We start from the raw sequence: 22,520 nt of genomic DNA on the forward strand, positions 1-22,520 counted from the left end.
CCGCCTCGGCAACCGCTTCTCGCGCATACTCGGTCATATTATCTTGATCGCCCTGCCCGCCTTTGCATCGGCGGAGCCTGTCCGGATTGCGGCTTTGGGCGACAGTCTGACCCAAGGCTATGGGCTGGTCCAGCAGGAGGGCTTCACCACCCAGTTGCAAAACTGGCTGGATGCACATGATATAGAGGCCACGATTATCAATGCAGGCGTGTCTGGCGACACCACCGCAGGGGGGCTGAGCCGCGTTGCGTGGACATTGACCCCCGACATTGATGCGATGATCGTCGCACTTGGTGGCAATGATCTGTTGCGCGGGTTGTCGCCGGAAATATCCCGCGCCAATCTGGCGGGCATCCTTGATGTCGCACAGGAGAAAAACGTCCCCGTTTTGCTCATCGGGATGCAAGCTCCGGGCAATTTTGGCGCAGACTACAAGGCGCAGTTTGATGCGATCTATCCGGAACTGGCCCAAGATTATGGCACGATTTATGTCGAGGGGTTTCTAAAGCCTCTCACGGATATTGGCCCGTGGGAGCAGGTCTTGAAAACCCATATGCAGCCGGACGGGATACATCCGAATGCCGCCGGCGTGACGGTGATTGTCGATGCGATAGGGCCGAAGGTCGCGGAACTGGCCGAGCGCGCGCAGGAGTAGGCGCTCAGGGCTTTGGATGGTCGTCATACTCGCCGGTCAGGATGCGGTTGGCGTCCCCTTCCGGATCGTCATACTGCCGCGAGCGGATCGACCAGAAGAACCCCACGAGGCCCAGCCCGCCGAGAAAGATCGAAATCGGGATGAGATAGACCAATACGTTCATAATTTCCCTCTCAAACGCGCCCCGAAAGGTGCGTATCTCAGCGTTTCGTAAATCGCGTCAGGCGCAGCGCATTGAGCGACACCGTAATCGAACTGGCCGACATGGCAAGAGCCGCCGCCAGTGGCGTGGCAAAGCCCGCCAAGGCAATCGGCACAGCGATCAGGTTGTAAAGCGTTGCAATGTTGAAGTTTTCCTTTATCCGTTTCGTCGCGGAAACGGCAACCTGCGTGGCCTCACCCAAGGGAGCAAGGCTTTTGCCCAGCAGCACCATGTCGGAGACGACCCGCGTTGCTTCCAGCGCGGAGGCGGGCGAGATCGACACATGCGCTGCAGCCAGAGCCGCCGTGTCATTGAGCCCGTCACCAACCATCAAAACCTTGCGACCGGATCGGGTCAGTTCGGCCACGCGCAAAGCCTTGGCCTCCGGCAGACATTCCGCATCCCACGCATCAATCCCGATCCGTCGGGCAATATCCGCAACGGCGGCGGGGGCGTCACCGGAGAGCAACACCACGTCCTTGCCCTGACGCTTGAGCGCGGCCACGGCCTCGGACGCGCCCTCGCGCAAGTGATCCACAAAGGCAAAAGCCACGGGGGTCTCATCGCCAATTTTCAGATAGGTTGCCGTCTGTGCGAGCGCCTGCGTTTCAAGCCATGCAGCACGTCCCAAGCGCACAGGCATGCCGTCAAGCCGCCCTTCAACGCCCTGTCCGGGCACTTCGCGTATATCGCTGACGGGGGCAGGCTCCACACCCGCAGCCCGCGCCGCCTCATAGAGGGCTGCGGAAAGCGGATGAGCCGAGCCCGCCGCCAGAGCCATCGCCACGCCACGCGCATGAGGCGGAATATCGGCCAGATTGGAAAGCTCCGGCCTGCCCTCGGTCAGCGTGCCCGTCTTGTCAAACACAACCGTGTCCACTTCGGCCAGACGCTCCAGAGCCGTGGCGGATTTAATCAGCATCCCCGAACGGAACAACCGACCCGACGCTGCCGTGGTCACGGCTGGCACAGCCAGACCCAGCGCACAGGGGCAGGTGATAATCAGAACCGCCACTGCGATATTCAGTGAATGGCGCACATCTCCCGTGGCGATCATCCAGCCGATAAAAGCCGCGAGCGACAAAAGATGCACGGCGGGGGCATAGACTTGCGCCGCGCGATCCGCCAACGAAGTGTATTTGTTGCGCGAGGTTTCTGCCATAGCCACCAGATCAGCCATACGGTGCAGGGAGCTGTCCTCGCCCGCAGCGGTGACTTTCACCACCAGAGGACCGGTCAGATTGACCTCCCCCGCCGAGACGATGGTGTCTACGCCCGCCTCGACTGGCAAGCTCTCCCCGGTCAAAAGGGAGCGGTCCAACTCGGAGGCCCCTTCGACAACAATCCCGTCCACCGGCACCCGTGCGCCCGGAACAACACGGACCAAAGCGCCTTTTGCAAGGTCAGCAATAGAAACCACCGTGCCATCCGCCAATGTGGCACGCGGCACTTCGAGCGCGGCGAGTTCTTCGGCAGCAGAGCGCGCCACGGAGCGCGTGCGATAGTCGAGATACCGCCCCGCCAGAAGGAAGAATGTCAGCGACAGAGCCGCATCAAAATAGGCATGATGGCCGGATTCCATTGTCTCGAACAAAGACATGCCGCCCGCCAAAAGGATCGCCAGCGAGATGGGCACATCCATATTGAGGCGCTTGACCCTCAGCGCAGACCATGCGGAACCGAAGAACGGTTGGGCCGCATAGGCAATCGCAGGCAGGGCAATCGCGGCGGAAATCCAGTGGAACATATCGCGCGTGACATCGGAAGCCCCCGACCAGACCGCGATGGACAACAGCATCACGTTCATCATGGCAAAGCCCGACACGGCGATGCGGGTCAGGATCGCGCGACCTTTCCGGTCGGTTTCCGTGGCAGAGATCGCACCAGCGTCCAGTTCATAGGCCTCATATCCGGCCCGCGTGAGCGCGGAGATCAGGTCATCGACAGAGACGTCTTCGTCGGCATCGACCTGAGCGCGTTTGAGCGTCAGGTTCACCCGTGCCGCACGCACGCCCGGCTGTTTGATCAACTCGCGCTCAACCCCGGAGATACAGGCCGCGCAATAGATTGCGGGCAGGGACAGGACAAAGCGGGTATCACGCACGTCGCGTGCATGGGCCGCCTCTTCCGCAGCAGGCGCCGCGACGCAGGCCGGACAGGCCGAGATTTGAACCTCAGACATCCCTCGCCCTCCCCACCATCAGCGTTTCACGTGAATAACAACGCGCTGGGTGAAATGCGTGCCATCAAGCGCCGTGGCCACCATGCGATAGTTCCAGTTGCCCTCAGCCAGAACACCCGTTCGGGCGACATAGGCCTCGCCGTTAAAGGTAAACTCCGGCGTCTGGTCCTCTGTCACGGTTGTGGCGCGGCCCAATGTGCCGCCGATTTCCGCAACCTCGACAGGATTGCCCTGCGCATCACGGATATAGACGAACAGGTTTTCCTGATCATCCACCGCCTCGACCGTCCAGCCCAGTGCTTCCTGAGCCTGTTTGTCACGGTTGAAGGTCTGGGACACGCCATAGGAATTGGCAGTCTCCAGACCGGGGAATGTCCTTACGGCCTGCACAGCCATAAAGATATTCACCCCGATGATCACAGAAAATGCAGACACAGTTCCGATGAGAACATGTTTGCCGGTGATTTCGCGCGCCATAGATTATTGTCCTTTCCCGTTGAACACGGTGTCGACGGAGACACGTTCATTGGCCACGCCATCCTCGACCCAGAAGGTAAAGTCCGTCCGGTCGGACGTGGCCGCTTTGGAACCCGCAGGCGCCTCCACATAGGCCCGCACGATCCGCATCTCATCGGCGTTCACCGCGATCGTATCGCCAAGCGTGTTATCGGCCCCTTGCAAGGTCACCGTCAGCGTATCATCACCCGACACACTCACGCGGAACTCGCGCTTCTCGCCATGTTTGTTGCGCAGGCGCAGATCGTAGATGTTGCGGATCGCGCCATCGGATTGCAACACATAGGTCGGGTTGCGCACCGGAGCCACAGTCATATCGATATCCGAGCGGATGAACAGGGCAAACAGAAGCGCAAAACCCACGCTGGACCAGAGCACTGTGTAGAGAATCGTACGCGGGCGGAAGATGTGTTTCCAGACCGGTTTCGGCTCCTGCCCTGAGATTTCACGCGGCTCGTCGGTCAGCGCCATGTAGTCGATCAGACCACGCGGCTTGCCGATCTTGTCCATCATTTCGTCACAGGCGTCGATGCAGAGCGCGCAGGTGATACATTCAAGCTGCTGACCATCACGGATGTCGATCCCCATAGGACAGACGTTCACGCAGGCCATACAGTCAATGCAATCGCCCATCTCGGCGGCGTTGGCCCCTTTGCGGTGTTTGCCGCGCGGCTCCCCGCGCCAGTGGCGATATGCGACGACCAACGTATCTTCGTCCATCATCGCAGCCTGAATACGCGGCCACGGACAAGCGTAGATACAGATTTGCTCACGGGCAATCGCGCCGAAGAAAACGGTGGTGGCTGTCAGAATCCCCAGCGTCAGATAGGCCGCAGGATGCGCATGTCCCGTGACCAGATCGACCAGAAGGGTCGGCGCATCGGCAAAGTAGAAGACCCAAGCCCCGCCGGTTGCCAGACCGATTAGAACCCACGACAGATATTTAATCGCACGCAGACGGATCTTGCGCATATCCCATTTCTTTTGGCGATGCAGACGCAGACGCGCGTTGCGATCACCTTCGATCCAGCGCTCCACCAGAATGAACAGGTCGGTCCAGACGGTTTGCGGACAGGCATAGCCACACCACACACGACCAGCGGCGGATGTGAAGAGGAATAGCCCGAGCCCCGCCATAATCAGAAGACCGGCGATGAAATAGAATTCATGTGGCCAGATTTCGATCCAGAAGAAAAAGAACCGACGGTTGGCGAGATCAATCAGGATCGCCTGATCCGGCAGTTCGGGTCCACGATCCCACCTGATCCACGGCGACAGGTAATAGATCCCCAGCGTGACCGCCATGATGATCCATTTCAGGTTGCGAAACTTGCCTTTTACCCGTCGCGGGAAAATCGGTTCGCGGGACGCATAAAGTTTCTCTTCGGGGGGGGTGTCGGTAGAGCTCATGGAGCGTTGCCTTCTTACACTGTTCGCGTTTTCCCTTATTGCGAGGGAGGGATTTGCGCAGCCTTGATGTGAATCAAGATATTTTGAAATCGCGCTAAAGACGCATTAAAAAAACATCTTTGGGATGTGACATGCTGCCACGTCCGCGCCGCGATCCGATATTTTTCCGGTATGAGGAGACCGCAGCGCCAAGGAGCTGCGGTCTCCGGATTTGTTGGCACCGACCCTGAAGAAACGCGCGAACAGGATCAAGGGCCGGCGCCTTAACCCGGACGTTACCGTCCGGATTTCGGGGTTATTGACCGCCGCCCAGCTGGTGGACGTAGAGCGCGGCCGCATTCACCTCGGCCTGCGTCAGACGCTGACCCCAAGCGGGCATCACGCCGAAGCGGGCGTTGAACACCGTGTCATAGACCGTGTCGTGATCACCGCCGTAGAGCCAGATGGCGTCGGTCAGGTCGGGCGCACCTTGGTAGATGTCGCCGGTTCCATCTTCGCCGTGACAGGAGGCGCAGTTGTATTCGAACACTTCCGCACCGGCTGCCGCCAGTTCGACGTCATAGGTGCCGCCCACAAGATTGGTGCCATCGCCTTCCGGATCGGACAGGGACATGGCAAAGGCCACGGCCTGATCGATTTCCTCGTCGGTCAGCAACTCGTCCGCGCCGAATTTCGGCATTTCGGAATAGCGGGCCTCGTCGGTTTCGTTCCGCACACCGTGCTGGATGGTATAGGCCACCTCATCAATGGTGCCACCCCAGAGCCAGTCATTATCGAGAAGGTTCGGATAGCCGAAGTTCCCTGCCGCACCGGAGCCGTGGCACTGCGAACAGTTGGCACGGAACACGGCAGCCCCCATGTTCACACCATAGCTGTGCACATCGGAGCCCGGCTTGATCATTGTGACGTCGGCTGCGGCCAGTTCGGCATTCACGGCGGCGTTCATTTCCTCGAAAGAGGCAATTTTCTCCGCCACTTCGGCACGCGTCGACCAGCCGAGAACACCGGCGGTTGCCGATTTGATTCCCGGCCATGCGGGCATGGCAACGGTGTAGGCAATCCCCCAGAGGATACAGGCATACCAGACCAGCAACCACCAACGCGGAAGCGGGTTGTTGAGTTCTTCAATGCCGTCCCACGAGTGGCCTGTGGTTTCCACTTCTTTCTTACTCATGTCCTCGCCTCCTTTTCGGCGGGTTTGTCTTCATGCCGGAAGATGATGTCGGCCGTGTCGCGGTGTTCCTTGCGTGAACCCGGGCGGAACGCCCAGATCACAACGCCCAGAAAGAACACGAACATGGCCAAAAGCACCCAGCTGTCGGCAAATTCGCGAAGGATGTGATAATCCATCTCAAGCCCTCCTTAACGAGAGGCGTCGGGCGTAAAGGTCGAGAAATCGACCAGTGTTCCGAGCATCTGCATATAGGCGATGAGCGCATCCATTTCCGTGATTCCGTCCTTGCCGTCGAAGTTCGACACCACGGCACCCGGATAGCGCTCCAACAGACCATCAGTATCGGCCCACGGGTCGGCTTGGGCTTCGAAATCCGCCTTCGCTAGTTCGATCATCTCGTCGGTATAGGGCACACCCACGATCCGGTGCGTTGACAACAGATCCTCGATATATTCGGGCTCGATGTAACGCTCGGCGAGAAATCCGTATTTCGGCATGACCGATTCCGGAACAACCGATTGCGGGTTGGTCAGGTGATCCACATGCCACGCATCCGAGTAACGACCACCCACACGGGCAAGGTCGGGACCGGTCCGCTTGGACCCCCACTGGAACGGGTGATCGTATTTCGATTCCGCCGCCAGCGAGTAGTGACCGTAGCGCTCCACCTCGTCACGCATCGGACGGATCATTTGCGAGTGACAGACGTAGCAGCCTTCACGCACATAGATTTCCCGCCCTGTGAGCTCCAGCGGGGAGTAGGGGCGCACGCCCTCTACATCCTCGATGGTGTTTTCAAGGTAGAACAAAGGAGCGATCTCGACGATCCCGCCCACGGTGACGACCAGAAGGGCACCAACCATGAGCAAGGTGCCGTTGGTTTCGATAATCTTATGCTTATCAATGAGAGCCATAGTCCAAACCCTCCCTTATTCTGCCGGCACGGCAGCAGCGACATCCGCTTTCACGGGGCTGCGACGCACGGTCATGACGAGGTTGTAGCACATGATGATTGCACCGGTGAGGTAAAGCACCCCGCCCAAAGCACGCACCACATACATCGGATGTTTGGCAGACACGGTGTCAGCAAATGCGTTCACAAGGAAGCCCTGGCTGTCCACTTCGCGCCACATCAGGCCTTCCATGATACCGGTCACCCACATGGATGCGGCGTAGAGCACGATCCCGATGGTGGCGAGCCAGAAGTGCCAGGACACGAGGCCAAGGCTATAGAGACGCTGACGGTTCCACAGAGCCGGCACGAGGTAGTAAAGCGCACCAAAGGTGATCATACCGTTCCAGCCCAACGCACCGGAGTGCACGTGACCGATGGTCCAGTCGGTGTAGTGGGACAGCGAGTTGACCGCACGGATCGACATCATCGGACCTTCAAAAGTCGACATGCCGTAGAAGCCCACGGAAATCACCATCATACGGATCACAGGGTCGGTCCGCAGCTTGTCCCATGCGCCGGACAGCGTCATCAGACCGTTGATCATACCACCCCAAGAGGGCATCCACAGGATCACGGAGAACACCATGCCCAGCGTCGAGGCCCAGTCTGGCAGAGCGGTGTAGTGCAGGTGGTGCGGACCGGCCCAGATGTAGATGAAGATCAGCGCCCAGAAGTGGATGATCGACAGCTTGTAGGAGAACACCGGACGTTCGGCCTGTTTCGGCACGAAGTAATACATCATGCCCAGAAAGCCTGCGGTCAGGAAGAAGCCCACAGCGTTGTGACCATACCACCATTGCGTCATGGCATCCTGAACACCGGACATCACCATAACGGAGCGCGAACCCAGAATCGAAATCGGAATCGCCAGGTTGTTGACGATATGGAGCATCGCGATGGTGATGATGAAGGACAGGTAGAACCAGTTGGCCACGTAGATATGCTTTTCCTTACGCATAAAGATCGTGCCCATGAAAGCCACCAGATAGGCCACCCAGACAATGGTCAGCCACAGGTCAATATACCATTCCGGCTCGGCATATTCTTTCGACTGGGTCACACCCATCAGGTAGCCGGTTGCGGCCAGAACGATGAAGAGGTTGTAGCCCCAGAACACAAACCAGCCGAGGCCACCGCCCCAAAGACGCGCCGCCGAGGTGCGCTGCACCACATAGAAAGACGTCGCGATCAAGGCGTTCCCGCCAAAAGCAAAAATCACGGCAGAGGTGTGCAGCGGGCGCAGACGCCCGAAGTTGCCGTAGCCCTGCAGGAACTCGAAGTTCAACTGCGGGAAAGCGAGCTGGAAGGCAATGTAAGTCCCCGCGAGGAAGCCCACAACGCCCCAAGCGGCCGTAGCGATGACACCTGCACGCACAACACCGTCAAAATAGCCTTCCGGCTTTGGCTTGACGTCACCTGTCGTACGCAGGGTGTAAATAAAGGTGATGGCTGCAGCGGCCATAAAGATGAGCGCATGCACTTGATATGCAAAATCACGCCCGTAGTTGGCGGCAAGGCCGAAAAGGATCACCGCGACCCCCAGCACTGCCAGCTTAATATAGTTCCACATGTTGCGTCCCTTCGTTCATTCGCCCTTGTCAGTAGGGCATAGTCGTCCCGCGTTCGACCCACGGGTATCGACATTCAGCGGTTTGTCTCACATCTTTGTGACCAACCTTGATCTGAGTCAAAACACTGACATTTACGATTTTTATACATCAGATTCCCAGCCCGTCTTTTTCGAACCGCGATGATCCGTCGCAGCCTGTTCGCGGGACAATTGTGCCTTCTCTTGCCGATTTCACAAAGCCAAAACTGACGAAGCTCCGGCCAAACCGACACACACGGCTCTTTTGTTGATCTCAATCAATGCTACATTTTTCAGATAGAGTCATGCTCTGAGCAGAAACGACACAACGCGAGAAGGGAGGCGAACATGCCTTTCAAAACCATTACAACGATCATGTGCGACATGGAGGCCGACCGCCACGCACTTGATGCAGCGGTTGCCTTGGCACGACGCGAAGAAGGTCACCTCGACGTGATCTGTCTTGGCCTCGACCGGACCCAACCCGGTTTCTATTACGCGGGCACCAATGCCATGGCCTTGCAGGACAACCTGCAACAGGCGCAGGCTGACAGCAAAAAGGTTGAGGAAGATGTTGCCGACTACCTGAAGGCCGAGGAAATTCCTTGGGTTACCAATCCTGTTACCGCGCAAATGGCTGGCCTGACCCCGCAGCTTGCGCATTTCCTGCGCTTCTCCGATGTGGTCGTCCTGCCCCGCCCTTACGGTCCGGGTCGCGGGCACGAGCATGAAGAAATTCTCGAAGCCGCATTGTTCTCCGGTCATGTGCCTGTGCTCGTCGTTCCCGACGGCGTAACCGTTGCAGACAATATCGACCGTGTGGTCGTCGCATGGAACGAAAGCGCCGAGGCACTGGGGGCCGTGCGCTCCGCTCTGCCGATTCTGCAAAAGGCCGATCTGGTCGACATCACCATCATCGACCCGCCGCAACATGGTCCCGACCGGTCCGATCCGGGTGGCTCCCTGTGCCAGATGCTTGTGCGTCATGGTGTGCGTGCCGAAGTCTCGGTGCTGGCCAAAACCATGCCACGCGTCTCCGATGTGCTGATGCGGCAACTGACCGACAAGGATGCCGATATGCTGGTGATGGGGGCCTATGGCCACTCGCGCTTCCGCGAATCCATCTTGGGCGGCGCGACACGGCACATGCTGGAACTGGCCGAAGTGCCAGTGCTCATGTCCCACTAAAGCGTTTCGGGTCAAACCGGTCTGCGTGATTTTCCCTCGTGCGCAGGCCGGAGTCCCAAAAGAAACCCCGCAGAGTTTTCTGCGGGGTTTCTTTATTCTCGATTTTTGAACTCTCAAAAGATCAGATCAAACCGCCATCGGTGTCATCACCCGTCTCGATCTGAAGCCGGTCATAATCGGGAATGATCACCTTCCGCTTGCCCTCAAGCGTGATCACACCCTCGCGTTTCAACGCTGAAATCTGCCGCGACACCGTTTCCAGCGTCAACCCAAGATAATCCGCCATCGCCTCACGGGTCAGCGGCAACTCGAAACTCATGCCGTCGCCAGCCGTGGTCAGCTCCAGTGAGGCCTCGCGGCGGGCGATGATCGCCAGAAGCGAGGCAATCTTTTCACGCGCGGTCTTGCGACCGAGAATCAGCATCCATTCACGCGCCGCGTCCAACTCGTCGAGAGTCATCTCCAGCAAGCGCTGGCTGACATGCGGCGTGTGCAGCATCATCTGCTCGAACGGTTTGCGCCGGAAACAGCACAGGGTCAGGTTCGACACGGCAACCACGTCATAAGGCGCAAATTCGCGTCCCGGACGGCCAAGGAAATCAGACGGCAGCAAAAGCCCGACCATCTGGGTTCGCCCGTCTTCCATCGCTTGGCTCAAGGAGGCCACGCCGGTGACCACGGAGGCCACGAAATCCATACGGTCCCCCGACCAAATGATCGGCTGACCTGCCTCGTAAGAGCGATAATATTTGATCGAATCCAACTCTTCGAGCTCATCGGCCTCACATCGCGCACAAACGGCCCGATGGCGGATCGGGCACGAACCGCAATCTTTGTGGTCAAAAGTCTTGTCGCTCATGTGTGCGCTCGCAATTCTTGATCTGGGTCAATGCGCCGGATCTATGATTCACTAGAGCGTATCCGTATGAACAAACACACGCAACTCCGCAAGCTGGGCCTTTTCGACGCTCGTGTGCCTCGCTACACAAGCTATCCGACAGCGCCGCATTTTGGCAACACAACCTCTGCGGAGGATGTGGGAAGCTGGATGGGCTCCCTCACTCCTGCACAACCGATCTCGCTCTATGTGCATGTGCCCTTCTGCCGCCGCCTGTGTTGGTTCTGTGCCTGCCGCACGCAAGGCACCACAACCGCCAGCCCCGTGGCCGCCTATGTGGAAACGCTCAAAGCAGAGCTTGCCCTGATCAAGGCACGAATGCCCGAGGGAATCAAAATCGGCCACCTGCATTGGGGCGGTGGCACGCCGACGCTTCTGGACGCGCAAATGATTGCCAATCTCTCCGGCAGCATCCGCGATCTTGCCGATTTCGCGCCGGATTATGAATTTTCCGTCGAGGTGGACCCAAACGAAATCGACGATTCGCGCCTTGATGCTCTGGCCGAAGCGGGCATGAACCGCGCCTCTATCGGGGTACAGGACTTTGATCCGCAAATTCAGGAAACCATTGGCCGCATACAGTCCTACGAGACAACGAAAGCCGCCGTGGACGGTCTGCGCGCACGCGGCATCCGCTCGCTCAACGCCGACATCCTCTATGGCCTGCCCGGACAAACGCAGGAGAAAATCTCCGAAAGCGTGCAAAAACTTTTGTCCCTCTCACCGGATCGCGTGGCCTTGTTCGGCTACGCCCATGTCCCGTGGATGGCGCGGCGGCAGAACATGATCCCGACCGACGAACTGCCGACCCCCGAAGAGCGGTTGGACCTGTTCAATATCGCGCGCGATCTGTTTGTCTGGGACGATTATGCCGAAATCGGCATCGACCACTTTGCCAAGAAAGGTGACGGGCTTGAAGTCGCGCTGCGCACCGGCAAGCTGCGCCGCAATTTCCAAGGCTATACGGATGACAAATGTCCGACCATGGTCGGCGTCGGAGCCTCTTCGATTGCGAAATATCCGCAAGGCTATGCCCAGAACCAACCCGCAACCTCTAAATACCAGTCCGAAGTGCGCGCCGGACATCTGCCCATCGCCAAAGGTCATGTCTTTACCGAAGAAGACCATCTGCGGGGCCGGATCATCGAAGCTCTGATGTGCGATTTCAGGGTCGAAGCCGCAGAACTGGCGCAACGCTTCGACCTCACCGCGCAAGCCTTCGACGAGTTCGCTACAAGCGTGCAGGCAGCCTTCCCCGAGATGCTCGACATCTCGCCGGAGCGCATCGTCATCCGTGAGGAGGCGCGTCCCCTGACCCGCATGATCGCACGGCATTTCGACGCCTATGACATGACACAAGCGCAGCATTCCTCAGCGGTCTGATCTCGTGTCAAATAGATCAAAGCCCCGCCACAGGCGGGTCTTTGACTTCCCCCTCTTGCCTTCCTCCATGTTTCGCAGGACAACCGGCACAACAACCGGAGACCGATCATGGACATTCTTTCCCGCCTCGCAAACATCACCCCCCATATTCTGACGGGCGATGACGCCCTGCCCTACGGGCGCGACTGGGTGGGAAAATATGAAACCACACCTCTGGCCGTTGTGCGCCCCGGCTCCACAAAAGAAGTCTCGGAGATTCTCGCGCTTTGCCATGAAACCGGCACACCCGTCGTTCCAATGGGCGGCAACACCGGTCTGACCGGCGCGACCGCCGCCGAAGGTATGCTTGTCCTCTCTCTGGACCGGATGCAGAATATTCGCGAAATCCGACCGGACGCGCGGCTTGCCGTGGTGGAAGCAGGGGTAATCTTGCAAAACCTGCATGACGCCACCGCCGAACATGGGCTGTCCTACCCGATGTCTTTCGGTGCAAAGGGATCAGCGCGGATCGGCGGCACGCTCGCGACAAATGCGGGCGGCTCGAATGTTCTGCGGTATGGGAACACCCGCGATCTGTGCCTCGGGATCGAAGTCGTCCTTGCCGACGGGCGTGTGCTTGATCTCATGAGCGAGTTGCACAAGGACAATTCCGGCTATGACCTGCGTGACCTGATGATCGGTTCCGAGGGCACGCTGGGAGTCATCACCGCCGCCGTTCTGAAGCTCGTTCCGAAACCATTGGCCTATGCCACCGCCATGGTCACCGTGCCGACACTCTCCGCAGCCTTGCGCCTTTTGAACGCGCTGCAAACCCGCACGGGAGGCATGGTCGAGGCGTTCGAATATATGCCACGCGATTACATGGAAAACCTGGAGCGCCACCGTCCGGACCTGACCCCGCCTCTGGGATACGATCAGGATCATACCATCTTCCTCGAAATCGCCTCGACCGTGCCGCGCGACTGCACGCCGGATGAGGACGGACAGCTACCGCTTGCCGCGCAGCTGGAAGAGACCTTGGGCGAAATGTTCGAAGAGGGGCTGGTGCTTGATGCCGCCTTGGCACAGTCGGAGTCACAGCGAACCTTGATGTGGACCATCCGCGAAGTCGCCGCCGAGATTTCCGTGGCGGTCAAACCTGTCGTGATCAATGATCTTTGCCTGCCGGTCGATCAGGTCGAAACCTTCCTGAACCGCGCCGACGCCAAGCTGCGCGCGATGGATCCCGGCTTCGGCACCTGTGTGGTCAGCCACCTTGGCGATGGCAATGTGCATTACACGGTTTTCCCCTCGACAGAGGCGCTCATTGATCCGCTCATGGAAGCGGTCGAGGATATTGTAAAAGACATGCGCGGGAGTTTCTCGGCAGAGCATGGCATCGGGCTTGGCAAGCTTCCGTCCATGCGGCGGCGCAAAGACCCCGTAGCGCTGGAAATGATGCGCGCCATCAAGACGGTGTTTGATCCGAAAGGGATTCTGAACCCCGGCAAAACCCTGCCCTGAGTATAGGGTATCGCGCGGGGCCGGCGGTTATTTCCAGTCGAAGAACCCGTCGCCCGCGCGTTCCAGAAGTTTCTCCGCCATCGCGATTCCCATCGCCGCCCCGTCTTCGACCGGACCGGTCATGTCGTCGGTGAGGCTCTCCGAGCCGTCCGAACGCAGGATTTCCCCGCGCAGCCGGACCGTGCCGCCGTCGACCTCAGCCAGCCCCGCAATCGGTGTCTGACAGGAGCCATCAAGCTTGGCAAGAAACGCGCGTTCACAGGCCATCGCCTGCCCCGTCGGAACATGATGAAGCGCCGCGAGCATCTCCGCGATATGGTGATCTGCGGCGCGATGCTCGATGGAAATCGCCCCCTGCGCCACGGCAGGCAGCATCTCTTCCGCCGTCACCGCCGTGCGCGGCACATCCGCATATCCGAGACGGTTCAACCCAGCCATAGCAAGGAATGTTGCATCGGCCACGCCCTCCTCGAGTTTCTTCAGGCGGGTCTGAACGGAACCGCGAAATTCGACGACGTTGAGATCGGGCCGTTTGTTCAACAGTTGCGCCTTGCGCCGCAAGGAAGACGAACCAACCGTGGCCCCCTGTGGCAAATCACGCAGCGCCTTGCCGTCGAGCGAGATGAACGCATCAAACGGGTTCTCGCGCGGCAGGAATGTGCCCAGAACCAAACCCTCCGGCTGTTCCACCGACATATCCTTGGTCGAGTGAACCGCAATATCAACCTCACCGGACAAAAGCCGGTCTTCGATCTCTTTGGAAAACAGCCCCTTGCCGCCCAATTCCCGCAAGGAACGATCCTGCACTCGGTCGCCACGGGTGGACAGGCTGACCACCTCGAACGCCTCTTCCGGCAGGTCGAAAGCGGCCATCAGACGGTCACGCGCCTCATAGGCCTGCGCCAGCGCAAGCGGAGAGCTACGGGTGCCGATTTTCAGCGGTTGGGCGGGAGTGGGCAAGGTCAAAGTCATACCCAAGGCTTACCTGCGGCAGATCGGCCTGACAAGGCGGGAAAACCGCTTGTTTGCTTGACAAAACCGCGCAGGACAGGGACCAGTGCAGGACACGAACACGGGAGGCCGCAGATGACCGACAAGACAATTCTGAAAGCACTCAAAGGCGAGACCCAGAAAGTGCCGCCGATCTGGATGATGCGTCAGGCCGGACGGTATCTGCCCGAATATCGCGCCACGCGGGCCGAAGCCGGTGACTTTCTCTCCCTGTGCTACAACCCCGATCTTGCCGCCGAAGTGACGCTTCAGCCGATCCGGCGTTTCGGGTTTGATGCGGCGATACTTTTTGCCGATATCCTGTTGTTGCCGCAGGCTCTGGGCGCGGATCTTTGGTTTGTCACTGGCGAAGGTCCACGGCTTTCGACCATCACCGAAGACGCCGACTTCGCCAAGCTCAAGGGCAAGGACGACATCCACGACAAGCTGGCGCCGATTTACGAGACGGTCAAAATCCTCTCAACGGAACTGCCGAAAGAGACCACCCTCATCGGCTTTGCGGGCGCGCCATGGACCGTTGCGACCTATATGATCGCCGGACGCGGCACACCGGATCAGGGGCCGGCCCATGCATTGCGTGAAGGCAATGTGGAGCTGTTCGAGAAGGTGATCGACCTGCTCACGGTCTCCACAATCGAATATCTCGACATGCAAATCCGTGCGGGCGCCGAAGTGGTCAAACTTTTTGACAGCTGGGCCGGAAGTCTCAAAGGCGAGGCTTTTGAGAAATATGCGGTCGAACCGGCACGGATCATCACCCGCGAACTCAAACGCCGCCATGACAATATTCCCGTGATCGGCTTCCCGCGTGAGGCTGGCGACGGCTACATCGGTTTCCACAAGAAAACCGGCGTCGATTGCGTCGCGCTCGACAATTCCGTGACGCCAGAGTGGGGCGCGGAACATGTGCAGGTCGACGGCTGTGTGCAGGGCAACCTTGCGTCTTCGCATATGGTTACGGGCGGGCAGGCTTTGATCGACGAGGTGCGCCATGTGCGCGAGGCCTGCTCGAAGGGCCCGCATATTTTCAACCTCGGCCACGGGATCACGCCGGATGCAGACCCCGACAATGTGAGCCTGATGATCGAGACGTTGCGCGAAAACGCATAAATAAAAGCCCCGTTAAACGCGGGGCTTTTTTTGAGTATTTAAACCATCAGAAAGCCGTCACACCCATTTTGCCATGGGCGGCAGCGACATCAGCACCGCATCTGGATTGTGACCGGTCTCCAGACCGAATTTTGTACCGCGATCATAGACCAGATTATATTCCGCATAGAGCCCGCGATGGACAAGCTGGCGATCCTTGTCCGCCTCTGTCCACGGCGTATCGCGGCGCTTTTCCGTTACGCCGAGAAAAGCGGGGAGGAATGCGCGTCCTACGTCCTGGGTAAAAGCAAAATCCTTTTCCCAGTCGCCAGTGTTGAGATCATCATAGAAAATACCGCCCACGCCGCGCGCGCGTCCTCGGTGCGGGATGTAGAAATATTCGTCCGCCCACGCTTTGAAACGCGGGTAATACGCCGGATCGTGGCGGTCGCAGTGCTCTTTTTGAACGGCGTGGAAGGCCTTTGTGTCTTCGTCATATTCGATGCACGGGTTCAGGTCGGAGCCGCCGCCGAACCACCAGCCATGCGGCGTCCAGAACATCCGCGTGTTCATGTGAACGGCAGGCGTATGGGGATTTTGCATATGGGCGACAAGAGAAATGCCCGCGGCCCAGAACCGCGGATCGTCTTTCATCCCCGGCAAGCCCTTGCGCGCCGCCATAGCGTTTTGCGCCCGCTCACCGAGAGAACCATAGACGGTGGAGGCATTGACGCCGATCTTCTCGAACACACGTCCGTCACGCATCACGGACATAAGGCCGCCGCCCGCGTCCGTTCCATCCTCCGACTGGCGCTGTGTCTTGGTGACTTCGAAACGACCCGCCGGACGGTCGGCGAAAGGTCCGCTCACCTGCGTGTCTTCGAGCGCCTCGAACGCGGACACGATTTGGTCACGCAAACTGCGAAACCATGCGCTGGCGCGGTCTTTTTCTGTTGTCATCTCATCGCTCATCGGGGCGGTCCTTCTTTCTCGTCTCGGGGGCAGGTAACAGCTTTCGACCTTTGGCGGCAAGTTCCCTTCCCCTGCGACAGAAACACGCTATGCTGACGGGCAAAGTCAAAAGGAGACGTTGTTATGCGTTGGTTCATCCCGCTCGCCCTAGTCCCGCTTCTCGCCGCCTGTTCCGAACAACAGATGTGCATTTCCCGCGCGACGAAAGATTTACGTCAGGTACAGAGCTTTATCTCCGAAGCCGAAGGCAATCTGGCGCGTGGCTATGCCTTGGTCGAAAAGGAATATATCGATTATGACATCAAGCGCTGCGGCGAGCGTCCCGATGGCAAACCCCGTTACTGTCGGGTTCCCGATGTCGAAACACGGCGAGTCGCGAAGGCCATTGATCTTGATGCAGAAGCCGCGAAGTTGGCCGCTTTGAAAAAGAAAGAAGCACAGCTTTCCGCTCAGGCCGCAGCCGAGATAGAAGCCTGCAAAACCCAATATCCCGAGTGATTTCTGTCGCTTAGTGGGTCGGCGCGTGCACAGGATCAACCAAAGTGCGCCCGCCGTCCACCGTCAGGATTTGTCCCGTCATAAAGCCGGAACAGTCGGAGGTGAGATATTGCACCGTTTCGGCCACTTCCGAGGCCGGCGCAACCCGCCCCAGCGGAGTTTTGGACATGATTTCCTCACGATAATCAGGATTTTCCGCCAGCATATCCCTCAGGCTTGAACTCATCACAGAGCCAAACGCCACGGCATTCACCCGAATGCGATGGGGCGCCAGAGACACGGCCATTGCACGCGTCATCTGGTCCACAGCGGCAGAGGAGATGGAAAAGGCCAGAAGCTCCGGCTGACAACGGCGCGCGGCAATCGACGACAGGTTGACGATAGAGCCCACGACACCATCGTCGTCGCCACTTTTGTCCGAGTTCTTGATCATCCATTTCGCCACCTGCTGCGTCAGGCGCAGCGAGGTCATCAGGTTCTGCTCCAAAAGCTCGGCCACATTATCCTCTTCCACCGACAAAGGCTCGCTCATCAGAACCTGCCGCGAAGCGTTGACCAGAATATCCACCCCGTCAAATGCGTCGATCGTGGCGGAGAGCAGATTTGCGATGGTCAGCTTTTGACGCAAATCTCCGGCGAAATAGGCCAGTTTCGCGTCTTCCGCTTCGGCTTCATCCCCGTATTCGGCCATGAGGCTGGCCTCATCCATATCGGCACACATCACATAAGCACCTTGCGCCAGAAAATGCCGCGCCACCGAAAGGCCGACACCGTTGGCGGCACCTGTGACGATGGCCACCTTGCCTGCAATCGAAAAGCTCATGGGAGACTCCCTGTTGTGTTAGCGCCGATGTTAGGATTTTGATCCGGTCCTGCGAAGAGGTTTCGTCGCGTGAAGCACTTTGAAACCGCCCGTGCCGCCAATCTCGGCAATATTGCCAAAGAGAGAGGCAAGCGTCGCCTCATAAGGCAATTGCCGGTTGGCGACCAGCCAAAGCTGCCCTTGAGGGGTCAGCATACCGGCGGCGGCCTTGATAAACGCCTGACCAAGCGCGGGATCAGCGGCGCGCGACGTATGGAACGGCGGGTTCATGATCACCGCATCCAAAAGTTGCGGCGGTTTGAATTTTGTCGCATCTTCCCAATGGAACTGCGCACGCGGATCGGAAATATTGTCGCGCGCTGAGGCTAAGGCGGCAGCCTCCGCCTCGACCAGATGCAAGTCTTTCACCCCCTCGCGTGCCAGTATCGCGCGGGACAGATACCCCCATCCGGCACCAAGGTCCGCGATTCGGGCGGGCAATTTGTCAGGCAGACTGTCGACCAGCACCTGCGATGCCTTGTCGATGCGATCCACAGAAAACACACCCAGACGCGTGGTGAAACCTTCGATCAGATGCAGCGGGCCCGGATCGGCCCAATCCGAAAAATCACCGTCGGAGAACCGGAGCGCCTTACCATGCGATTTCGAGACGACCTGCACATCCGTCCGTTTGCGAATGTCTTTCAACAGGCTGTCGATGCCATCCGTCTTCTGCCCGTCCACGATAACCTGATCCGCGCGCAAAACAGCATCCGCGATCAGGGCGCGAGCCTCCGCCTTGGCACGCGGCACGGCCACGATTGCAAGATCGAAATGTCCCTCAGCGAAGGTTGTCACATCAAAGCCTTGCGCCGTGAATGCCTCAACATCCGGCTTGAACCCCTGCACAATATGCACATGCACGCCTTTCAACGCCGACAAATCAGCATCCGAACGCGGCCGATAGACCACGATACGCTCAGGCACAGGCCCGTTCAGAAGGAGAGGGAGACGCGGGGACACCATGTCAGACAGGCGAAACGCCTATTCCTTTTCCATAGTGCATTGCAGCGGATGCTGATGCCGACGGGAGAAATCCATCACTTGCTGGACTTTGGTTTCCGCGATTTCAAACGGAAACACACCAACGACTGCCAGCCCCTTTTTATGCACGGTCAACATGATCTCTGTCGCCTGCGCATGACCAATGCCGAAGAACCGCTCCAGCACCAGCACGACGAATTCCATCGGTGTGTAATCGTCATTGAGCAGCATGACCTTGTAGAGAGGCGGGCGTTTTGTCTTGGGTTTGGTTTTAAGCGCAAGTCCAGCGTCGCCGTCGCCATCCGAACGGTCGCCATTGTCAGCCATCATCTGCGGTGCGAGGATCACTCTTATCGCCTCCGATATCGCATGTCTTGAATTGGGGTCTTGCTCGAGCCGTTATATAGCCCCTTTTGCGCATGAATAAAGAGCGTTATGCCGAAACCGGTAAAGGAGCGCCGATCATATGACCGAGAAACTCGCGACAATCGCCTTTGATGCGGATGATACGCTTTGGGAAAATGAACAGTTTTTCCGTATGACGCAGGAGCGTTTCAAGGAACTGCTCGCCGACTTCACCGAGGCCGACCATCTCTCCGAGCGGCTTCTGGCCGCCGAGCGCCGCAACCTCGGGCAATACGGATTCGGCATCAAGGGCTTCGTCCTCTCAATGATCGAAACCGCCATCGAAGTCACGGAAGACCGTGTGCCCGCCTCGGTGATCCGCGAACTGATCGCCGCCGGACAAGAGATGCTGCGTCACCCAATTCACCTTCTCGACGGGGTGGAAAAGACGGTGAGAACCCTGGCCGAGGACTATGACATCCTGCTGGTGACCAAGGGGGACCTTCTGGATCAGGAGCGCAAACTCGCGCAATCGGGCCTCGGGGACATGTTCGATGGAATCGAAGTCGTCTCCAACAAGACCCCCGACATCTACCGCACCATTTTTGCCCGCCACAACACTGCGCCAGAACGCGCGATGATGGTCGGCAACTCTATGAAGTCAGACGTTATTCCGCCAATCGAAGCCGGAGCATGGGGCGTATATGTCCCACATAATTACACTTGGGAAATCGAACATGCCGAGGCCCCTTCCGCGCATCCGCGCTTTCACGAATTGCCCCGCCTGACGGAATTGCCAGGGTTGATTGACGCGATCCAAAAAAGTTGATCGCGGCACTTTCCCCGATCTAGTAGACGCCAATTCAGCAAACACCAGATTTAGGGTTGCAGCTCTGCACCGCCTCAAAACCCTTGAAAATTCTTTGTTTTCTCAAGGAAAAGCCTGTGCTACCGTCACATTAATAAGCTGGGCGAAATGATCCGGCAAGACGAGGCAGAGTTATCATGAAGAGCAACGTGCAAGCGCGGGGTTTCCTGCGTGCCGTTTCAAGGCGTATTTTCCCTCTCCTATTGATCGCATTCGCGATGTCAATCGCGGTGACCACACGGGCTATGGCAGCCGAATATGCCGCCCTCGTGATGGACGCGCGCAATGGCAAGGTGTTGCACGCCACCAACGCCGACACGCGACTGCATCCCGCATCTCTCACCAAGATGATGACCCTCTACATCACATTCGAAGCGGTGGAACATGGTGAGATCGGACTTGATGATCTGGTCACCGTGTCGCGCAATGCCGCCTCCGAGCCGCCGTCGAAACTGGGTCTGAAAGCAGGCCAGAAGATCAAACTGCGCTACCTGATCCGCGCTGCCGCCGTCAAATCTGCCAATGATGCGGCCACTGCCATCGGTGAAGCCATCGAAGGCTCCGAAGCCGCATTTGCCCGCCGCATGAACCGCACAGCCAAAGCACTGGGCATGTCGCGCACAACCTTCAAAAACGCCAACGGCCTCACCGAGGCGGGGCACCTCTCGACCGCGCGGGACATGACCGTTCTGGGGCGGCATCTGTTCTATGACTATCCGGAATATTACAACATTTTCTCGCGCAAGACCGCTGATGCCGGTGTGCGCACCGTGACCCATACCAACTCACGCTTCCTGAGTTCTTACGAAGGGGCAGACGGGATCAAAACCGGCTACACTTCAGCGGCTGGCTTCAACCTCACGGCTTCGGCCCATCGGGGTAACAAGCGAATCATCACTACGGTCTTCGGCGGTCGCTCCACAGCATCGCGCAATGCCAAGGTGACCGAACTTATGGATCTCGGCTTCAAACGCGCGCCCAACCGCGTCGCTGTCTCGAAACCCGTCAAACCGCCTTACATGGGCAAATCCGGCGGGGCAGTCATGGTTGCCGGCAATCAGGAAGCGCCCAAAGTGGCCTCGAAGATCATCCGTGTGAACATCTCGATGACTTCAAGCCCCCTCCCCAAGGCGCGGCCGCTTAAAGCTCTGGCGCCCGAAGACGAACAACTCCTTCTCGCCGCTTCTGACGATGTCCTGAATGCATTGACGAAAGCCGAGGAGGAAGAAGCCCTTCTCGCCGCGGCTGCGGAAGCTGCCGATGAAGCCAGCACGCTTTTGGCCGAAACCGCCCGCGCGCAGCAGGAGCCCATGCCCGCGGTCACGGCAGCCGTCCCAGCCATCGCGCCCCTTCCGCGCCCTGCCGTGCAGGAACAGATCCAGCTTGCATCCGTGGAACAAACTGCGGCGGCTATGCCCGCTGCGGCATCGCAAGCCCCCGAAGTTGTGACGAGAATCTCGACCTCAGGCAGTCGTTATTGGGGCATCAACATCGGCACCTATGGCTCCGAATATGCCGCCCGCAAGGAACTGTTAAGAACCGCATTGACGGAAGTCGAAATGCTCGATGGCGCGCTGCGTAAGGTGGTCAAAACCAAACGTGGCTACGATGCCAATTTCCTCGGCCTCACCGAAGAAATGGCAGCCATGACCTGTCGCCGCCTCGAAGCACGCGGCACGGAATGCGAGACTGTCGGCCCATCTTAAGCTTACCAATATTCGGATATTGAAGGCGGCCAACAAGGGGCGCCTTTTTTATGGAGCACTCATTCCACTTATTCGAGACCACCACTCGTGACCGGGATCGTTAACTGCGCTCAACGGCTGTAGCCCGAAAGAACATACTGAGCTGTAATCGTAAAATGGACCCTTCACCTCAATAGTCCAAAACATCTGACCTGCCCCCCACAAAATCCCTCATTTTAATGTAGAGTCTGCCCAATCTTGAAGGAGCAGACGAATGCGAAAGAGCCGTTTTACCGAGGCGCAGATAATCGGGATGATCAAGGAGCAAGAGGCTGGCATGCCGACGGCTGAGGTGTGTCGTAGACACGGCCTCAGCCCTGCGACGTTCTACAAGTTCAAGTCTAAGTATGGAGGCATGGAAGTCTCGGATGCTGCCAGGCTGAAAACGCTGGAGGACGAGAATGCCAAACTCAAGCGCCTGCTGGCTGATACGATGCTGGACAACGTCGTTCTGAAGGATTTGCTGGGAAAGAATTGACGACATTGACCAAG

General features: G+C 58.5%; 22 protein-coding genes and 1 pseudogene. 9 read left to right on the top strand and 14 right to left on the bottom strand.

Going from position 1 to position 22,520, the window contains the following annotated elements; translation table 11 throughout:
- Positions 1–25: 25 nt before the first annotated feature.
- Complete coding sequence (locus tag BM152_RS14395) at positions 26–655, top strand: arylesterase (protein ID WP_414835846.1); 630 nt, start codon at positions 26–28, stop codon at positions 653–655.
- 4 nt (positions 656–659) lie between these two features.
- Here BM152_RS14395 and ccoS read toward each other — a convergent pair whose 3' ends face one another.
- The 8 genes from ccoS to ccoN form a co-directional block, all read right to left on the bottom strand.
- Positions 660–818 (bottom strand): cbb3-type cytochrome oxidase assembly protein CcoS, encoded by a 159-nt coding sequence (ccoS, locus tag BM152_RS14400; RefSeq protein ID WP_066602579.1) that lies wholly within the window; start codon positions 816–818, stop codon positions 660–662.
- A gap of 37 nt (positions 819–855) precedes the next feature.
- Entirely contained in the window at positions 856–3,039 is a 2,184-nt protein-coding gene (locus BM152_RS14405; RefSeq protein WP_066602576.1) for a heavy metal translocating P-type ATPase, read from the bottom strand.
- 18 nt (positions 3,040–3,057) lie between these two features.
- Positions 3,058–3,516 (bottom strand): FixH family protein, encoded by a 459-nt coding sequence (locus tag BM152_RS14410; RefSeq protein ID WP_066602574.1) that lies wholly within the window; start codon positions 3,514–3,516, stop codon positions 3,058–3,060.
- Between the two features lie 3 nt (positions 3,517–3,519).
- Positions 3,520–4,965 (bottom strand): cytochrome c oxidase accessory protein CcoG, encoded by a 1,446-nt coding sequence (ccoG, locus tag BM152_RS14415; RefSeq protein ID WP_066602572.1) that lies wholly within the window; start codon positions 4,963–4,965, stop codon positions 3,520–3,522.
- A gap of 295 nt (positions 4,966–5,260) precedes the next feature.
- Complete coding sequence (gene ccoP / locus BM152_RS14420) at positions 5,261–6,139, bottom strand: cytochrome-c oxidase, cbb3-type subunit III (RefSeq protein ID WP_066602566.1); 879 nt, start codon at positions 6,137–6,139, stop codon at positions 5,261–5,263.
- The gene (locus tag BM152_RS14425) at positions 6,136–6,315 is read right to left on the bottom strand and encodes a CcoQ/FixQ family Cbb3-type cytochrome c oxidase assembly chaperone (RefSeq protein WP_066602565.1); all 180 of its coding nucleotides are present in this window, start codon (positions 6,313–6,315) and stop codon (positions 6,136–6,138) included. Before BM152_RS14425 ends, ccoP begins: the two co-directional genes overlap by 4 nt.
- Positions 6,316–6,327: 12 nt before the next feature.
- Entirely contained in the window at positions 6,328–7,053 is a 726-nt protein-coding gene (ccoO, locus tag BM152_RS14430; RefSeq protein ID WP_066602564.1) for a cytochrome-c oxidase, cbb3-type subunit II, read from the bottom strand.
- A 15-nt stretch (positions 7,054–7,068) separates the two neighbouring features.
- Complete coding sequence (gene ccoN, locus BM152_RS14435; protein ID WP_066602562.1) at positions 7,069–8,664, bottom strand: cytochrome-c oxidase, cbb3-type subunit I; 1,596 nt, start codon at positions 8,662–8,664, stop codon at positions 7,069–7,071.
- A 366-nt stretch (positions 8,665–9,030) separates the two neighbouring features.
- On the opposite strand from ccoN, the gene BM152_RS14440 reads away from it, so the two are divergent.
- The gene (locus BM152_RS14440) at positions 9,031–9,870 is read left to right on the top strand and encodes a universal stress protein (RefSeq protein WP_066602551.1); all 840 of its coding nucleotides are present in this window, start codon (positions 9,031–9,033) and stop codon (positions 9,868–9,870) included.
- 121 nt (positions 9,871–9,991) lie between these two features.
- On the opposite strand, the gene fnrL is transcribed toward BM152_RS14440, so the two are convergent.
- A complete protein-coding gene (fnrL, locus tag BM152_RS14445) occupies positions 9,992–10,729 on the bottom strand; it encodes a transcriptional regulator FnrL (RefSeq protein WP_066602547.1) in 738 nt (245 codons plus the stop codon).
- Positions 10,730–10,795: 66 nt separating this feature from the next.
- Here fnrL and hemN point away from each other — a divergent pair, with 66 nt between their 5' ends.
- Both hemN and BM152_RS14455 read left to right on the top strand, forming a co-directional pair.
- A complete protein-coding gene (gene hemN / locus BM152_RS14450; RefSeq protein ID WP_066602544.1) occupies positions 10,796–12,151 on the top strand; it encodes an oxygen-independent coproporphyrinogen III oxidase in 1,356 nt (451 codons plus the stop codon).
- A 108-nt stretch (positions 12,152–12,259) separates the two neighbouring features.
- Positions 12,260–13,654, top strand: a complete 1,395-nt coding sequence (locus tag BM152_RS14455; protein ID WP_066602542.1) for an FAD-binding oxidoreductase — start codon at positions 12,260–12,262, stop codon at positions 13,652–13,654.
- Between the two features lie 27 nt (positions 13,655–13,681).
- On the opposite strand, the gene hemC is transcribed toward BM152_RS14455, so the two are convergent.
- The gene (gene hemC / locus BM152_RS14460) at positions 13,682–14,626 is read right to left on the bottom strand and encodes a hydroxymethylbilane synthase (RefSeq protein ID WP_066602536.1); all 945 of its coding nucleotides are present in this window, start codon (positions 14,624–14,626) and stop codon (positions 13,682–13,684) included.
- Positions 14,627–14,740: 114 nt separating this feature from the next.
- Here hemC and hemE point away from each other — a divergent pair, with 114 nt between their 5' ends.
- Positions 14,741–15,775 carry a uroporphyrinogen decarboxylase gene (gene hemE, locus BM152_RS14465; RefSeq protein ID WP_066602533.1) on the top strand — a complete coding sequence of 345 codons (1,035 nt, stop codon included), beginning with the start codon at positions 14,741–14,743 and terminating at the stop codon, positions 15,773–15,775.
- Between the two features lie 57 nt (positions 15,776–15,832).
- Here hemE and hemF read toward each other — a convergent pair whose 3' ends face one another.
- Positions 15,833–16,726 carry an oxygen-dependent coproporphyrinogen oxidase gene (gene hemF / locus BM152_RS14470; protein WP_066602532.1) on the bottom strand — a complete coding sequence of 298 codons (894 nt, stop codon included), beginning with the start codon at positions 16,724–16,726 and terminating at the stop codon, positions 15,833–15,835.
- A gap of 123 nt (positions 16,727–16,849) precedes the next feature.
- Here hemF and BM152_RS14475 point away from each other — a divergent pair, with 123 nt between their 5' ends.
- Positions 16,850–17,224 (top strand): hypothetical protein, encoded by a 375-nt coding sequence (locus tag BM152_RS14475; RefSeq protein WP_066602531.1) that lies wholly within the window; start codon positions 16,850–16,852, stop codon positions 17,222–17,224.
- 10 nt (positions 17,225–17,234) lie between these two features.
- Here BM152_RS14475 and BM152_RS14480 read toward each other — a convergent pair whose 3' ends face one another.
- The 3 genes from BM152_RS14480 to clpS form a co-directional block, all read right to left on the bottom strand.
- Positions 17,235–18,047, bottom strand: coding sequence for an SDR family NAD(P)-dependent oxidoreductase (locus BM152_RS14480; protein WP_066602529.1), 813 nt, complete (start codon positions 18,045–18,047; stop codon positions 17,235–17,237).
- Between the two features lie 30 nt (positions 18,048–18,077).
- A complete protein-coding gene (locus BM152_RS14485) occupies positions 18,078–18,998 on the bottom strand; it encodes a class I SAM-dependent methyltransferase (protein ID WP_331711563.1) in 921 nt (306 codons plus the stop codon).
- A gap of 72 nt (positions 18,999–19,070) precedes the next feature.
- A complete protein-coding gene (clpS, locus tag BM152_RS14490; protein WP_170845880.1) occupies positions 19,071–19,397 on the bottom strand; it encodes an ATP-dependent Clp protease adapter ClpS in 327 nt (108 codons plus the stop codon).
- Positions 19,398–19,536: 139 nt separating this feature from the next.
- On the opposite strand from clpS, the gene BM152_RS14495 reads away from it, so the two are divergent.
- The 3 genes and pseudogenes from BM152_RS14495 to BM152_RS14505 all read left to right on the top strand — a co-directional run.
- On the top strand, positions 19,537–20,244 hold the full coding sequence (locus BM152_RS14495; protein WP_066602520.1) for an HAD family hydrolase: 708 nt from the start codon (positions 19,537–19,539) through the stop codon (positions 20,242–20,244).
- Between the two features lie 257 nt (positions 20,245–20,501).
- Positions 20,502–21,989 (top strand): D-alanyl-D-alanine carboxypeptidase family protein, encoded by a 1,488-nt coding sequence (locus tag BM152_RS14500; RefSeq protein WP_231730510.1) that lies wholly within the window; start codon positions 20,502–20,504, stop codon positions 21,987–21,989.
- A 253-nt stretch (positions 21,990–22,242) separates the two neighbouring features.
- A pseudogene (locus BM152_RS14505) lies at positions 22,243–22,500 on the top strand (transposase); the annotation flags it as partial.
- Between the last annotated feature and the right edge of the window lie 20 nt (positions 22,501–22,520).

It is taken from the genome of Celeribacter halophilus (assembly GCF_900114135.1).
GTDB classification, from domain to species: Bacteria; Pseudomonadota; Alphaproteobacteria; order Rhodobacterales; family Rhodobacteraceae; genus Celeribacter; species Celeribacter halophilus.